The sequence below is a fragment of the Nocardiopsis quinghaiensis genome (assembly GCF_008638365.1).
GTDB classification, from domain to species: domain Bacteria; phylum Actinomycetota; class Actinomycetes; order Streptosporangiales; family Streptosporangiaceae; genus Nocardiopsis; species Nocardiopsis quinghaiensis.
In genome coordinates, this window is the sequence record NZ_ML703339.1 from 58,829 (window position 1) to 73,958 (window position 15,130).

The 15,130-nt window shown below is 69.5% G+C and carries 12 protein-coding genes, 1 tRNA gene and 1 pseudogene; 9 read left to right on the forward strand and 5 right to left on the reverse strand.

From position 1 onward, the window contains the following. Positions 1-59 precede the first annotated feature (59 nt). Together FYX01_RS02640 and FYX01_RS02645 are read left to right on the forward strand one after the other, a co-directional pair. Positions 60-2,534, forward strand: a complete 2,475-nt coding sequence (locus FYX01_RS02640) for a glycoside hydrolase family 2 protein (RefSeq protein WP_150237132.1) — start codon at positions 60-62, stop codon at positions 2,532-2,534. Then, complete coding sequence (locus FYX01_RS02645) at positions 2,534-3,394, forward strand: LacI family DNA-binding transcriptional regulator (RefSeq protein WP_150237134.1); 861 nt, start codon at positions 2,534-2,536, stop codon at positions 3,392-3,394. The genes FYX01_RS02640 and FYX01_RS02645 overlap by 1 nt, the downstream gene beginning before the upstream one ends. Positions 3,395-3,512: 118 nt before the next feature. Here FYX01_RS02645 and FYX01_RS02650 read toward each other — a convergent pair. From FYX01_RS02650 to FYX01_RS02665, 4 genes are all read right to left on the reverse strand, one after another. Beyond that, positions 3,513-3,600, reverse strand: a tRNA-Ser gene (locus tag FYX01_RS02650). A gap of 10 nt (positions 3,601-3,610) precedes the next feature. Continuing rightward, a complete protein-coding gene (locus tag FYX01_RS02655; RefSeq protein WP_150237136.1) occupies positions 3,611-4,093 on the reverse strand; it encodes a nucleoside deaminase in 483 nt (160 codons plus the stop codon). Next, positions 4,090-4,578 (reverse strand): tRNA adenosine deaminase-associated protein, encoded by a 489-nt coding sequence (locus FYX01_RS02660; protein ID WP_150237138.1) that lies wholly within the window; start codon positions 4,576-4,578, stop codon positions 4,090-4,092. The genes FYX01_RS02655 and FYX01_RS02660 overlap by 4 nt, the downstream gene beginning before the upstream one ends. A gap of 46 nt (positions 4,579-4,624) precedes the next feature. Beyond that, a complete protein-coding gene (locus FYX01_RS02665) occupies positions 4,625-5,125 on the reverse strand; it encodes a tRNA adenosine deaminase-associated protein (protein ID WP_150237141.1) in 501 nt (166 codons plus the stop codon). A gap of 324 nt (positions 5,126-5,449) precedes the next feature. Between FYX01_RS02665 and upp the strand changes: the two genes are divergently transcribed. From upp to FYX01_RS02690, 6 genes and pseudogenes are all read left to right on the forward strand, one after another. Then, positions 5,450-6,103 (forward strand): uracil phosphoribosyltransferase, encoded by a 654-nt coding sequence (upp, locus tag FYX01_RS02670; protein WP_150237143.1) that lies wholly within the window; start codon positions 5,450-5,452, stop codon positions 6,101-6,103. A 395-nt stretch (positions 6,104-6,498) separates the two neighbouring features. Further along, positions 6,499-6,732, forward strand: a complete 234-nt coding sequence (locus tag FYX01_RS02675; protein WP_150237145.1) for a hypothetical protein — start codon at positions 6,499-6,501, stop codon at positions 6,730-6,732. A 306-nt stretch (positions 6,733-7,038) separates the two neighbouring features. After that, positions 7,039-7,203 carry a hypothetical protein gene (locus FYX01_RS25985; RefSeq protein WP_170293704.1) on the forward strand — a complete coding sequence of 55 codons (165 nt, stop codon included), beginning with the start codon at positions 7,039-7,041 and terminating at the stop codon, positions 7,201-7,203. 18 nt (positions 7,204-7,221) lie between these two features. Then, positions 7,222-7,731, forward strand: coding sequence for a PH domain-containing protein (locus FYX01_RS02680; protein WP_150237147.1), 510 nt, complete (start codon positions 7,222-7,224; stop codon positions 7,729-7,731). Between the two features lie 397 nt (positions 7,732-8,128). Further along, positions 8,129-8,359: a hypothetical protein gene (locus tag FYX01_RS26475; RefSeq protein ID WP_150237149.1), complete on the forward strand. Its 231-nt coding sequence runs from the start codon at positions 8,129-8,131 to the stop codon at positions 8,357-8,359. A gap of 677 nt (positions 8,360-9,036) precedes the next feature. Beyond that, positions 9,037-9,579, forward strand: a pseudogene (locus tag FYX01_RS02690) (ATP-binding cassette domain-containing protein); the annotation flags it as partial. 111 nt (positions 9,580-9,690) lie between these two features. Here FYX01_RS02690 and FYX01_RS02695 read toward each other — a convergent pair. Next, complete coding sequence (locus tag FYX01_RS02695) at positions 9,691-13,416, reverse strand: replicative DNA helicase (protein ID WP_150237151.1); 3,726 nt, start codon at positions 13,414-13,416, stop codon at positions 9,691-9,693. 347 nt (positions 13,417-13,763) lie between these two features. On the opposite strand from FYX01_RS02695, the gene FYX01_RS02700 reads away from it, so the two are divergent. Next, positions 13,764-15,113, forward strand: a complete 1,350-nt coding sequence (locus FYX01_RS02700) for an MATE family efflux transporter (RefSeq protein ID WP_150237152.1) — start codon at positions 13,764-13,766, stop codon at positions 15,111-15,113. Positions 15,114-15,130 lie beyond the last annotated feature (17 nt).

Here is a 15,130-nt window from a genome sequence, read left to right on the forward strand (position 1 = left end):
GACGGACCGCACCGACCCCCCGAGCGGTCCCCCGACCCCCACGAGCCGGAGAAGCACAGATGATCCGCCACACCCTTCACGACGGCTGGCAGCTGTCCGCGACCACCGGGCCCGTCCCGGAGGACATCGCGGGCCGCTCCGTCCCCGCCCAGGTCCCGGGGAGCACCCACCTCGACCTGCTGGCCGCCGGACTGATCCCCGAGCCCTACCTGGACACCAACGAGACCGAGCTGGCCTGGATGCACCGCGTCGGCTGGCGGTACACCCTCACGTTCGAGGCCGAGGCCCCCGCCCCCGGCGAGCGCGTCGACCTGGCCTTCGACGGCCTGGACACCGTGGCGACCGTGGAGCTCAACGGCGTCGCGCTCGGCACCACCGCCAACATGCACCGGGGGTACCGCTTCGACGTGCGCGAGGTGCTGCGCGCCGGAGCCAACGAGCTCGCGGTCTCCTTCCGCCCCGCCCTGGAGTACGCCGAGGAGGTCCGCGAGGAGCTCGGCGCGCGTCCGCACGTCAACACCCACCCGTTCAACATGGTCCGCAAGATGGCCTGCTCCTTCGGCTGGGACTGGGGGCCGGACCTGCAGACCGCCGGCGTCTGGAAGCCCGTGCGCCTGGAGCGGTGGGAGAGCGCGCGCCTGGCACAGGTGCGTCCGCTGGTCACCGTCGGAGAGGACGGCACCGGCCGGGTCGAGGTGCACGCCGACGTCGAGCGGTCGGGGACCGGGGACGGCACCGGACTCCTCCTGGCCGCCGAGGTCGCCGGGCACCGGGCCACCGCGACCGTGGCACCCGGCTCCGAGAGCGGCGTGGTCGTCGTCGAGGTGCCCGACGCCCGCCTGTGGTGGCCGGTCGGCCACGGCGACCAGCCCCTCTACGACCTGGACCTCACCCTGACCGCGGACGAGGGCTCCGAGCCGCTGGACTCCGCGGCCCGCCGCGTCGGCTTCCGGACCATCACCGTGGACACCGAGCCCGACGAGCACGGCACCCCCTTCACCCTCGTGGTCAACGGCGAGCCGATCTTCGTCAAGGGGGCCAACTGGATCCCCGACGACCACTTCCTCACCCGGATCACGCGCGAGCGCCTGGCCAGGCGCGTGGACCAGGCCGTCGGCGCGAACATGAACATGCTCCGCGTGTGGGGCGGCGGCATCTACGAGAGCGAGGACTTCTACGCCGTCTGCGACGAGCGCGGCGTCCTCGTGTGGCAGGACTTCCTCCTGGCCTGCGCCTCCTACCCGGAGGAGGAACCGCTGTGGAGCGAGTTCGAGGCCGAGGCCAGGGAGAACGTCGCACGCCTCACCTCGCACGCCTCCCTCGCCCTGTGGAACGGCGGCAACGAGAACCTCTGGGGCTTCATGGACTGGGGCTGGCAGGAGGAGCTGAAGGGCCGCACGTGGGGCCACGGCTACTACACCGACCTCTTCCCCCGGATCGTCGCCGAACTCGACCCCACCCGGTTCTACGCCGACGGCAGCCCCTACAGCCCCGGCTTCGCCCTGGACGCGGTCCACCCCAACGACGAGGGCCACGGCACCCGCCACGAGTGGACCGTGTGGAACCAGACCGACTACCGGGCCTACCAGGACCAGGTGCCCCGGTTCTGCTCCGAGTTCGGCTTCCAGGGCCCCCCGACGTGGGCCACGCTCACCGACTGGGTGCACGACGAGCCGCTCACCCCCACCGGGGACGCGTTCCTGCTGCACCAGAAGGCCGAGGACGGCAACGGCAAGCTCGACCGGGGCCTGTCCGCCCACCTGCCCGCGCCCCGCACCTTCGAGGACTGGCACTGGGCCACCCAGCTCAACCAGGCCCGCGCGATCGCCTTCGGGGTCGAGCACTTCCGGTCCTGGTGGCCGCGCACCGCGGGCTCCCTGGTCTGGCAGATCAACGACTGCTGGCCGGTCACCTCCTGGGCGGCCGTGGACGGCGACGAGCGTCCCAAGCCGCTCTGGTACGGGCTCCGCCGCGCCTACGCGCCGCGCCTGCTGACCGTGCAACCCAGGGACGGGCGCCTGGTCCTGGTCGCCGTCAACGACACCGACGAGGCATGGGCGGCACCGGTGCGGGTCGAGCGCCAGGCATTCGGGGGCGAGGTGCTCCACACCGAGGGGATCGGGATGGACGTGCCGCCCCGGTCCACCGCGGAGTTCGACCTGGCGCGTGAGCTGCTCGCGGCACGGAACGCGAAGGAGGAGGTGCTCGTGGCCACGGCCGGAGACGTCCGCCTCGTGCGGCCCTTCCGCGAGGACGTCCACCTGTCCTACGACCCCGACGCCCTGACCGCCGTCGCCGAGCCGGTGGAGGGCGGCTACCGGGTGGAGGTACGCGCCGCGTCCTTCGCCAGGGACGTCTCCCTGATGGCCGACCGCCTGGCCCCCGACGCCGAGGTGGACGACATGCTCGTCGACCTGCTGGCCGGGGAGACGCACCGCTTCATGGTGCGGACCAAGGCGGAGGTGGACCCGGACGCACTGACCGGCGCGCCCGTCCTGCGCTCGGCCAACTCCCTGCACGCACGGCGGGTGTGATGGACGGACGCGGGGCCGCGGGCGCGGTCGGGCTGGTCCTGGCCAGGCAGCGGCGCCTGCTGGGCGCCGAACCCTTCTTCATGGAGTTCATCGCCGGGATCGAGGAGCGGCTGGCCGAGAACGACATGTCGGTCCTGCTGCACCTGGTGACCGGCAGGGAGGCCGAACTGGCCGCCTACCGCAGGTGGGCGGAGCGGCACCTGGTGGACGTGGTCGTGGTCGTCAACCCGGCCGAGGGCGACGAGCGCCCCGCGGCGCTGCGCGGGCTCGGCCTGCCGGCCGTGGTCGCGGGGACGCCCGATCCGGATCCCGGCACGCCCACCGTGCGCGCCGACCAGGCGTCCCCGGTCCGGGAGGCGCTGGCGCGCCTGCTGGACCTGGGGCACCGGGACATCGCCAGGGTGACGGGGCCCGAGGAGCTGATACACACCCGCGCCCGCACGGAGGCCCTCGTCGACGGGTGCCGGGCGGCCGGGCTGGCCGACCCGGTGCTCGTCGAGGGCGACTACTCCGCCGAGGCGGGCGCCCGGCTCACCGGTGAGCTGCTCGGACGGGCGGACCCGCCGACGGCGATCCTGTACGACAACGACGTGATGGCGGTGGCCGGGCTGGACGCCGCCCGCTCCCTCGGGGTCCCGGTGCCGGACCGGCTGAGCATGGTCGCGTGGGACGACTCGACCCTGTGCCGCCTGGCCACGCCCGCGCTGACCACCATGAGCGTGGACGTGTACCAGTACGGGGTCTCAGTGGCCGAGTCGGTGCTGGAGCGCGCCTCCGGCCTCCCCGTCGCGGAGCGGTGGTCGCCCACGGCGCACCTGGTGCAGCGGGACAGCACGGGTCCCGCACCCCTGGACGGGTAGCCGTGTCGACTCCGCGCCCTGTCGGCATGTGTCCGTGTCGACAGGGCGCGGAGTCGACGGGCCGACATGTCGGCGCACACGAGAAAGCCGCCCCCGGGGAGTACCCGGAGGCGGCTGGTGGCGGTGGAGGAGGGATTCGAACCCTCGAAGGGTTGCCCCTTACCCGCTTTCGAGGCGGGCGCCATCGGCCACTAGGCGACTCCACCGAGAGGAACACTACCGGATACGGCGCCGTGCGAAAAATCGGATGAGGAGATCGGCGCACCGGTCGGCGAGATCCTCGTCGACGAGGTCGGGCGGAAGTACCTCCGGGCGGTGGTTGAGCCGGGGGTCGCGGACCACGTCCCACACCGATCCGGCCGCGCCCGCCTTGGCGTCCCGGGCGCCGTAGACCAGCCGGTCCACACGGGAGAGCACCGCGGCGCCCGCGCACATCGTGCAGGGTTCGAGGGTCACCACCAGGGTGCAGCCGCCCAGCCGCCACTCACCGCGCTCGCGGGCGGCGGCACGCAGCGCCAGCACCTCGGCGTGCGCGGTGGGATCGCCGGTCGCCTCGCGCTCGTTGCGCCCCGTTCCCAGGACGGCGCCGTCGGCGTCCAGCACCACCGCGCCCACCGGCACGTCGCCCGTCTCCAGGGCGCGCTCGCCCTCGGCGATCGCCGAGCGCAGGGCGGCGTGGAGAACGTCCCCGTCGGTCACAGCCTCATGCCGTCGAGGATCTCCCCGAACCCCGCGCGCTCGGCCACCACCGCGAGGACGTCGCCGGGCAGGACTCCCCCGCCGACCGACAGCGAGCACAACTCGTCCTCGGTCATCCCGAGGTCGGTGAGCAGGTCGCCGTCTCCGTCGGGCACGGGGTTGGGCCGGGCGCCCGCGCTCTCGGAGGGCGGCGGCGCACCGAGTCCTCCGGCCTCGGACAGCACGGAGGCGAGCGGGTGGTCGTGCACCACACGCGCGTCGGAGAGGTACACGCGTGGTTCTCTGCCGTCGTCACCGGCGCGCACTATGGCGAACCACTCGTCGTCGGCCTCCATGAGCAGGAGCGCGAGGTCGCTGCCCCGCTCGGTCGCGAAATCGAGCATCAGATCGGTGACGTCGTCGATGACGTCCACGTCCCCGAGCTCGACCTCGGTTCCCCGCCACGTCTTCCCGTTGGGGGCGAAGACAGCTGCGAAGGTCGACACCGCGTGATCTCCTGTTCACCGGGATGCTCTTTACTCCAGCAGGTCCTTACCCCATACCGTCGAGGACACGCTGGAAGGACTGGGCGAATCCCAGCCGTTCGGACACGCTCGCCAACACCTCGTCCGGGTACAGGTCCAGGTCGCCCGCCAGGGCGCCCAACTCCATCTCGTCCAGACCGAGGTCGGCCACGATGGACAGGTCGCCCGCGGGCAGCACCTGGTCGAGGTCGTCGTCGTCCGGCAGGTCGATGTCCAGGTAGTCCAGGACGTCCCGGGCCACCTGCCAGTCCACCGAGGCGGTCACGTCCGAGAGGAAGAGGGTGACCTCCCCGCCGTAGACCCGCACGATGATGAAGAAGTCGTCGCCGACCGAGACCAGCCCGAGGGAACCGCTGATACTCGGCTGCTGGCGCAGTGCGTGGATCAGGCCCTTGAGATCGTGCGTCAGTTTCGCGGGGAGCAGGTCGACGTCCCAGTACTCCTCTTCCCTGTACGCGACAGCCGCGAAGTCGCCCGAGTCGTCGTCACCATGATCGAGCACTGTCATCGTCACCCCAACCCGGCTGGTGTATCGGTGCGGACGAAGGTACCCCGGATCGTCCGTGCGAGTGCCATGGTAACGATCACTCCGGCACCACCGTGGCCCCTGGTCCGCGTCAGTCCGGACCACGGTCTCATGAGAACCGGTTCCCCGCTTCCCCTCCAGCGATCCCGCGGACCGGCGGAGGGCGCGGATCGGCCCGCGCCGCGCCTCCGGAACGGGGCGTACGGGGCCGGCGGGTACCCGGGACGGGGTGTCGCGCGCGGTTAGACTCGGGCTGGCCACCTCCCCAACCACCGTCCCGTTATCCCAGCTCACCCGGAGAACGCTTTGGAAACCCTGGTCGTCGACCATCCCCTGGTCGCGCACAAACTGACCACCCTGCGCGACGTGCGGACCGACTCCCCGACCTTCCGGCGCCTGACCGACGAGCTGGTGACCCTGCTCGCCTACGAGGCGACCAGAGACGTCCGAGTGACGGACGTCACCATCAGAACCCCGCTCGTGGAGACCACCGGAACACAGCTGACGCGTCCGAGGCCCCTCGTCGTACCGATCCTGCGTGCCGGGCTGGGCATGCTCGACGGGATGACCCGCCTCCTGCCCACCGCCGAGGTCGGCTTCCTGGGCATGGCCCGCGACGAGACCACGCTCCAGCCCGCCACCTACGCCGACCGGCTGCCGCGGGACCTGTCCGGCCGCCAGTGCTACGTGCTCGACCCGATGCTGGCCACCGGCGGCACCCTGGCCGCCGCGCTCAAGCTCCTGGTGGAGCGGGGCGCCGACCACATCACCGCGATCTGCCTGCTCGCCGCTCCCGAGGGCCTGGCCGCCGTGGAGCAGAAGCTGGCGCGGACCCTGGCCCCGGACCACGGGGCCACCCTGCGCGTGGTGACGGCCGCGCAGGACGAGCGACTGAACGAGCACGGCTTCATCCTTCCGGGCCTGGGTGACGCGGGCGACCGCCTGTACGGCTGCGCCTGACCCCCGCCCCGCGCCCCAGCGCCCGACCGGAGCTCCGGTCGGGCGCTTTTTCGGTTCTTTTGGGAACAGAGTGAATGAATGACCGAAAAGCGGGCATACCTCTTGCCGGTCCTCGCGCCAGCCCAGGTGGTCCCGGAGACCGATGTGAACCCGGACACGGCTTTGCACCAGCCGAATTCATTTTGAGACGATAACGTAACAGACAGAAGTGATGATGGTTCCTGACCACCCGTAACCGGGAAGACCCGCCGGACCGAAACCGTCCCCCTGGGGCTCAGCCCGCTGACAACGCACGTCCGACCCCTTTACGGCGTGACGCTCCCTCACCCTCCAGCGGCTACTGAAAGACCCCGAACGAACACCCCGTGCGACCGCCGTAGCCCTCAAGGAGTGAGATGCCCGAGACCCCCTCTCCCTCGACCACCCGCGACTCCCGCTTCGAACCGGTCCTGTACCGACTGGCCAACGAGTTCTCCGGCGTACACCACACCTCCACCGTCACCCGGTGCGTCGACGCCGCGCGGCACGGCGCGGAGGACGTCACCGGCCGGGCCACACCCGAGCTCGTGGAGCGGATCGCCCGTCAGCACCTCCAGGTGCTCGCGCTGGCCTTCGCCGAGCAGAGGTAGCGGATACACGCGGCACCGAGCAGGGGTTTCGGCTGTCCGACTCCAGCGGCAGAGTTCTGGGCAGAGAAATTCTGCACTTATACCCGCCTATGTCCTAAATGCCCTGACCTGCGGTGGGACTGAATCACATTCCGGCCCACCAATCACGGGGTTACCAACCACACCGGAACCGGACACAGCCCGCAAGCGCGGAAGGTCCGACATACCGCCACGCCGATGGTGCGCCCCAGGCTTTACGGGCATGATGGTCAGTGCGACAATCGCTGCTGGGTTGGTGGGTCAGGTGGATTCCAAGGGGAGTCAGTCGTGGCGAAGTTGAAAAAATGGGGCGGGTACGCGCTCATCGGTTTCGTAGCGTTCTATCTGCTCACGCAACCGGAAAGCGCCGCAGGGGTGATCCAGAGCGCACTGGGCGGTCTGATGGGCGGCGCGGAATCGATGTCCCGCTTCGTCAACGCACTGCTGCCGTAGTGGGGATGGTCGGGTGCCATGCGGCTCGTAGCGTCGAGTAACAGCGCTCCAGCGTCGGTCAACCGCTACCTCCTGCCACACGAGCAGGACGTGGTGACCATCCGTCGGCACCCCGCGGTGCTGATCGGACCGGTCGGAGCGGTCCTCGGTGCGCTGATCATCGCCGGGATCCTGAGCAACACCACGGTCGCGGACACCGCCGCCGCACTGGCGATCATCTGGTGGCTGTGGCTGCTGGTGCTGGTGTGGTTCGTCTGGCAGGTCGCGGAGTGGTCGGTGGACTATTTCGTCATCACGTCGGCGCGGTTGTTGCTGACCCAGGGCCTGATCACGCGGCAGGTGAACATGATGCCGCTGGGCAAGGTCACCGACATGAGGTTCGAGCGGAGCCTGCTGGGCCGCTTCCTCGGTTACGGGACCTTCGTGATGGAGTCCGCCGGTCAGGACCAGGCGTTGAGCAGGATCATGTTCATCCCGTACCCGGAGCAGCTCTACCTGGAGGTCGTGGGGCTCATCTTCAAGGAGTGACCGCACGAGGCATCCGGCACAGGACGTTCGGGGCACCCGCCGAGACGGCGGGTGCCCTCTCGCTTTCCCGGCCCCGCCCGTGACGGGGCCTGGGACAGGGCCCTGACATCGAGACCCGGTGGCGCGCCGATCTGAGCGCATGCACCGGTTCGCGCTTCGTTCACCTTCCGTTCACCTCACTTCGGGGTGACGCCTCCCTTCCCCACTCCCCGTGTGCACGACCTGACGAAGAGTCCCGGAATCAGGGGGCATGGAAGCCCCCGTCCTGGGCAGACGCACCCCAGGTGCGCCACGCGACCCGGGCATCCGACACACCGGCCCCCCAGGGTGGCGAATTGACTCCAAGGTGAACATAGGGTTAACTTGGTCCATCTGATACGGAAACGAGGAGGGTCCCATGGCGCGTAGAACGGATCGTGCACCACAGCCCGCTCGTTCCATCACGACCCGTCGGCACATCCGCTCCTCTGCCGGGACCCGTCGCCTCTCCGGCCTCGCGCCCGAGCCTGTGCACGTCCCCCAGCCGCGTGAGGACGCCGACGCCATCACTTCAGGACACCCGATCATGCACTGGGTGCTGGTCACCGATGAGAACGGTCGCAACCGCCCCCAGGTTCGCTGGCTCTAGCCAGACGGCTTCCCGGACGCCCTCCGCCACCCGTGGCGGAGGGCGTCCGGCTGCGCGGGACCGTCCAGCGCCGCCTGCGAGCGGCATGGTTCCCGTCCCACGGAGGCGAGCGGGGCGGTGCGATGCGCCACCCACACCGACGGCACCGCGACCGTACCGACGGCACCGCGACCCGGCCCTCCCCGCCGCACGAGCGTACCGACACCTCTCCTCATCACTTTGTCGACAAATCGGCTTGACCATAAAGAGTGATATGGACGTCTTTTACGCGGCGCCCCGAGCCCGGTACAGAGTGATGTCCGTCTCAGCGGGAAACCACTTGCGCCCTCTCAAAACGAGACGTACCGTATTATCCATGAGGCTGTACCACTTCTTCCTGTAGTCCCGCGCCGGACACCGCGTTCGAGCCGCCGGCGGCGCCCTCGCGCCGCACGGCGACGCTCCGCGTGTCCCTCGCCGCGGTCGACACGGCGGCCTCACCGTTCCGTTTTCCGGACCAGCGCCACCAATATGCGCTCTGTCCGAAACCAGTGACGCACGCGCCCCACCGTCGATCCGCGGCTCCTTCCCCACCGCACCGCAGACCAGGAGGAGCGCGCATGCCGACCGCCCGGGTACGAGCACATTCCCAGTTCACCCTCAACGAGACCACCAAACGCTACGACGACCACACCGTCCTCGACGGCGCCACCCTCGCCATCAGCCCCGGCGACCGCGTCGGAGTCATCGGTGACAACGGCTCGGGCAAGACCACCCTGCTCCGTGTCCTCACGGGGGACACGGTCCCCGACGCGGGACGGGTGTCCGTATCCGGCCGGGTCGGCTACCTGCGCCAGGAGGACGGTTCCACCGCCTCCGGCCAGACCGTGCTCCAGGCCTACGCGTCGGTACGTCCGGGGTGTGTGGAGGACCACCACGACGAACTGGCCTCGCTCGGCCTTTTCCGGGTCCGGGAAATGGACCAGCCCGTGGAGACCCTTTCGGTCGGCCAGCGCCGCAGGATCGAGGTCGCCCGGCTGACCTCGGGTGCGTACGACCTGCTGCTGCTCGACGAGCCGACCAACCACCTCTCCCCCGGCCTCGTGGAGGACCTGGAGGAGGCGCTGACGCACTACGGGGGGACCCTGGTGGTCGTCAGCCACGACCGCAGGACGCGCGAGCGCTTCACCGGACGCCGCCTGGAACTACGTGGGGGGAGCGTCGTCAGCGACTCGGCGTGACGTTGCCACAGCGATTTGTCGACAAATCGGCTTGTCCATAAACAGCTAGAACGCCTGACCGATATTGGGACCCGTAACGCTCGCCTCGGCGGGACCCGCCGCGCGGGCCGCCTATCCGGGCGCCATGTCGACGAAGCGGCTGTAGTGGCCCTGGAAGGCCACGGTCACGTCGGCCGTGGGGCCGTTGCGGTGCTTGGCCACGATGATGTCGGCCTCACCGGCGCGCGGCGACTCCTTGTCGTGCACGTCCTCGCGGTAGAGCAGGATGACCATGTCGGCGTCCTGCTCGATCGAGTTGTGGACGTTGATCCCGTTGGCCACGAAGTTGTGTGTGCCTACGACCGTGGCGTCGAAGACCTCGCGTTCTCCCAGCGGCTCGATCTCCACAATCTCGTCCCAGAAGACGTCATTGGTGGCCAGGAGTTCGAGGTCAGCATCCTCCAGTACACCGGCGACACGGGAGAGCCTGGCTCGGCTGGGAGCACGTTTCCACAATGCGCTCCCGCAGAACTCCGTTCCCATGGCGGAGGCGAACTCCCGGTGGGACATCTCTTTCGCATGGATGCTCGACCGGACCTTGTTCCACACCTGGACCGGTACCGTGTCCAAGTTCGTGTTGGGCCTCTGGCCGGCGAGCCCGCTTATACACCGGGCCAGCTGCTCTGACCGAGCTCCGTGGCAGCCGACCAGTTCAGCGAACCGTCGTTGGTTGTCGACTCCAGAAATGTCCAAGGTGTGGCAGACCCTGTAGGCACCCTTCCGGTTCTGCTTGATCCGGGTCATGATGTTGAGCCGTGCAAGCAGCCTGGCGACATCGTCGACCAGGCGACGACTCGTGGTGGCGTAGTAGGTCCGAGCCTGGTTCCCTCGCTGGTTCCAGTGGGCGGATCCATCGGTTGCCCACAGGTGCCGAAGGAACAGGGCGATCTGTCGATTCGACAGGGAGAAGACCTCGTCGGGGACGAACTTCTCATGGCTACGCAGACCGAACAATCCCAATCCGTCGAGCCATACGGCGATGGGGTTGCGCTTTCCGTGGGTCAAGTGGAAGGGCGCCGGCAGTCTGAGCGTGGTCGTCCGCGCGGCGGGGTGATCGTCCCGGACGGCCGTGACGCCGAAATGTCGGGCGGCTTCCTCCACCACGGAGAGGCTGGCCTCGTCGATGTTGGCATAGCGGATCGGCTGGCGGCGCACGAAGGATCCGTCCCCGATGAGATGGGCAAGCATGACCACCTCGGCTTCGGGCCACTCGGTGGTGCGCTCCGGCTCGGGAACGCTTCGGGCCACAGCGACCTTGCCCCCGGTCCGAAGAGCTTCCAGTGCCTCCCATCCGTCGATGGTGAGGAAGGGGTGGTTCCCTGAGGCGACGACCTCACGTCCGGAGGCCAGACGCAGACGGAACACTTCCTTCACCCCGCTGGAGAAGACGTGCGTCAGGGTACGAGGAACCAGGCGGAGACGTTCGTCGAGCGACCAGACCGGAACATCACGCTCCCCGTTTCGGAAGAGTTCTCCCATGGTCACCTCAGTGCCCGTGTCCGCACGCAGCACCCGGGTCTCCTCGACCAGGCATCCCGACTCGCGAAGGTCGGACACCTGCGGGCGCTTGTCGGTGCGCTGCTCGGGACCACGGTTGAGCTGGGAGAGCGCCACCACGGGAACCTCCAGCTCCTTGGCCAGGAGCTTGAGGGAACGGGACATCTCCGAGACCTCCTGCTGGCGGCTCTCAACCCTGCCGGGCGAGCTCATCAGCTGGAGGTAGTCGACGATGACCAGCTTGAGGTCGTGCTGCTGCTTGAGCCGTCGGCACTTGGCCCGGATCTCCATCATCGACATGTTCGGGGAGTCGTCGATGAACAGGGGTGCGTTGGCCACCTCGCCCATGCGCCTGGCCAGGCGGGTCCAGTCCTCGTCGGTCATGAGGCCCGAGCGCATGGTGTGCAGGGGCACCCGTGCCTCCGCCGAGAGCAGGCGCATGACGATCTCGTTGCGCCCCATCTCCAGGCTGAAGAAGACCGAGGTCATGTCGTTCTTGATGGACGCCGCACGTGCGAAGTCCAGGGCCAGCGTCGAGTTGTGCGTGGGGATCATGGACCGGGTGGCCAGGAAGAGGTGGTCCGGGTGGTCCACCTGCACACAGCGGACCGGGACGCTCTCCACCGGCCGCACGTCGGTGACGAACCGGGAGCCGATTCGTGCGTAGCCGCGACTCCCGCCCCGTTCCCGGTGCGCCCGCTGCTTGCGTTCGATCCGAAAGACCTCGCGGGTGGAACCGAAGGTGATCGTGTAGCAGGCGGAGGAGGCCTCCGTCCGACCGCTGACCCGCTTGGTCGACATCCCAGTGCGGTATCCCAGGCTGTGCGCCAGTTCCCGGAAGTCGTTCGCCAGACGCTCGTTGGTGACCGCGAACTGGACGGACCCGCTGGCGTCCACAGTTCCGTCCGTGTCCACGAGCCCCGCCAGGAGGGAGCGGCGCTGCGCGATCGAGGCACGCAGGTACTCCTGGGGAATGTGCTTTTTCCCCAGAACGCCTGCGGTACGCAGCAGCGCCTGAACACTGCCAGGGCGGCCGACGCAGTCGCGAGCGGTCGGCGCGGTGTCCTCCTCGGCCAGGAAGACGCCGTAGGTCGTCCCCGTCGAGCCGACCGGCTTGGTGACCAGGCCCTCGGCCTCGATGTTGAGCAGGACCTCGGGGTCCTTGCTGGTGATCCGGGCCGCGGCGGAGGCTCCGTCACCGAGCCACGCGCCGAGGAAGTAGGGCGGCAGGGGAAGGTCGCGCTCGGGAAGCTCGATCGCCGCGGCGTTACCCACCGAGTGGTTCAGTCTCCGGTCGGCGGTCTCCAGGCGCAGGGTCCGGGCGATCTCCCGGGTGGTCCTCACCCCGGGCAACACCTTGGGAGCGACACCACGTGCCTCGGCTTCCTGGGCCGCACGTCGCGAGGCGCGCGTGTGGGTGAGCCACTGGTGCTCGGCGTCGGCGACCACGGTGGTGCCGTCGTCGAACTCGATCTCGAAGCACGGCCGGTCCGTCATCGCCTCGGTGGCGGCGACCACCCGGGTGGGGGTGCCGTCGGCGGCGACCAGCTCCGTGCCGACCTCCACCTCCTCCATGGAGGTCCATCCGTCGGGAGTCGGGAGCGGGGTGTCCAGGGCCAGTGCCTTACCGACGGCGGGTCGGGCGGCGATGATGACCATCTGACCCGGGTGGAGGCCGTTGGTGAGGGCGTCGAAGTCGGCGAAGCCGGTGGGCACGCCGGTCAGGCTGCCGTCGTGGGCGCCGATCGCCTCGATCTCGTCCAGGGCGCCCGGCATGATGTCGGCCAGCGCGAGGTAGTCCTCGCCGGTGCGGTTCTCCGCGACCTTGTAGATCTCGGCCTGCGCGTGGTCGACCAGGTCGTCCACCTCGCCGTCACCGGCGTAGCCGATCTGCGCGATGCGGGTGCCCACCTCGACCAGGCGGCGCAGGATCGCGCGGTCGGAGACGATCTTGGCGTAGTAGCCCGCGTTGGCGGCGGTCGGGATGGCCTCGGTGAGGGTGTGCAGGTAGAGGGCGCCGCCCACCCGGGTGGCCTCGCCGCGCTTGGTCAGCTCGGCGTTGACCGAGATGGCGTCCACCGGCTCGCCACGGGAGAAGAGGTCGACGATGCTGTCGTAGATGACCTGGTGCGCGGGCCGGTAGAAGTCCGCCGAGCGGATGATCTCCACGACCTGGGTGATGGCGTCCTTGGACAGGAGCATGCCGCCGAGCACGCTCTGCTCGGCCTGGATGTCGTGGGGTGGGGTGCGATCGTATCCGCCGTATCCGCCTTCTTCAGGTGGCTGCTCAGCGACACTCACGAACGCTCTCCCCAGGACGGTGCTCGGACGGACCCAAGACGGGCCGCCCCTTCCAGGATGCCCCATGACGGACGCCGGGGACGCCTTGACCGGAGGTTGTGGACACGTCCCTTACCACCACGTCCGGTGCCTCGCAGGGCATTGCGAACATAGGTTGTGCACATCACCTGTGGATAACTTTGCCACGACCCTCGCATAAGCCCTTTGACCTGCAAAAACACGGTCGGTAGGCAAGGCATGCAAGATGCCTCACAGGGCGTGTTTCCACAGGTTATCCACAGGCTTCGGCGGGGGTGTGGAAAACTCCACATCCGCGTAGAACGTCTGTCCGATACTGTAGTCGTGCCATGCCACGACTCCTCTCGGCCGCCCCCTTCCGGCACCGCCACGACCGCGAGATCTTCGCCCTGGCGATCCCGACGTTCTTCGCCCTCATCAGCGAACCGCTGTTCCTGCTCACCGACTCCGCGATCGTCGGCACCCTGGGCACCCAGGAGTTGGGCGGCCTCGGTGTGGCCGGACAGGTCCTCCTCACGCTGGTGGCCGTCTGCGTCTTCCTCGCCTACGGCACCACCGCGGCGGTCTCCCGCAGGTTCGGGGCGGGTGACGTCCCCGGCGGGGTCCGCGACGGTGTGGACGGCATGTGGCTCGCGTCCCTGCTGGGCGCCGCCGCCGTCGCGATCGGCTGGCCGCTGGGCCCGGTGCTGGTGGACGTGCTGGGCGCCTCAGCGGACGTGGCCCCGCACGCCCTGACCTATCTGCGGATCAGCCTGCTCAGCACGCCGTTCCTCCTCGTCGTCATGGCGGGTACCGGCGTGTTGCGCGGTCTGCAGGACGCGCGTACGCCGTTGCTGGTGGCGGTCGCCTCCTATGTCGGCAACGCGACGCTGTGCGCGGTGTTCGTTCTGGTCCTGGACCAGGGCATCGCGGGTTCGGCCTGGTCGACGGTGATCGCCCAGGGTGCGGGAGCGTTCTGGTACGTGGCGATGGTCGTCCGCGCCGCCCGCCGCGAGGGCGTGTCCCTCGCGCCCACGACGGCGGGGCTGCGCTCCTCGGCTTCGGCGGGGTTCGCACTGTTCCTGCGCAGCGTGTCGATGCGCGTGGTGGCGCTGGTGACCACGGCGGTGGCGGCCCGGCTGGGCGACGCGTCGATCGCCGCGCACCAGGTGAGTTTCAACATCTGGGCTCTGCTCGTGTTCGCCATGGACGCGATCGCCATCGCCGGGCAGTCGATCGTGGGCCGCTACCTGGGCGCGGGGGACGTCGGGGGTACCCGCGACTCCACACGGCGCATGGTGGAGTGGGGCGTGATGCTGGGCCTGGTGTTCACCGCGCTGGTGTTCCTGGTGATGCCGTGGGCGTGGATCCCGTTCACCTCCGACCCCGAGGTGCGCGTCCTCATCACGGCCTCGCTGGTGGTGGTCGCCCTCATACAGCCGCTGAGCGGGGTGACCATGGTGCTGGACGGCGTCCTGATGGGAGCCGGGGACCAGCGCTACCTGGCGTGGGCGTCCCTGTGGACGATGCTGGTCTTCCTCCCCTTCGCCCTGGTCCTGCCGTGGTCGGCGGAGGGACCCGTGTGGGGCCTGGTGGGCCTGTGGACCGCCTTCGCGGTGTGGATCCTCGCCCGCGCGTTCACCCTGGGCGCCCGGGCCCGGGGCACGGCATGGCTGGTCACCGGCGCGACCCGGCCCTGAGGCCGGGGGCCCGCCAC

Coding starts and splice junctions, on each gene's coding strand:
- FYX01_RS02645 (WP_150237134.1), top strand. CDS start 2,534: ATGGACGGACGCGGGGCCGCGGGCGCGGTCGGGCTGGTCCTGGCCAGG.
- FYX01_RS02665 (WP_150237141.1), bottom strand. CDS start 5,125: ATGACAGTGCTCGATCATGGTGACGACGACTCGGGCGACTTCGCGGCT.
- FYX01_RS02675 (WP_150237145.1), top strand. CDS start 6,499: ATGCCCGAGACCCCCTCTCCCTCGACCACCCGCGACTCCCGCTTCGAA.
- FYX01_RS02640 (WP_150237132.1), top strand. CDS start 60: ATGATCCGCCACACCCTTCACGACGGCTGGCAGCTGTCCGCGACCACC.
- FYX01_RS26475 (WP_150237149.1), top strand. CDS start 8,129: ATGGCGCGTAGAACGGATCGTGCACCACAGCCCGCTCGTTCCATCACG.
- FYX01_RS02680 (WP_150237147.1), top strand. CDS start 7,222: ATGCGGCTCGTAGCGTCGAGTAACAGCGCTCCAGCGTCGGTCAACCGC.
- FYX01_RS02700 (WP_150237152.1), top strand. CDS start 13,764: ATGCCACGACTCCTCTCGGCCGCCCCCTTCCGGCACCGCCACGACCGC.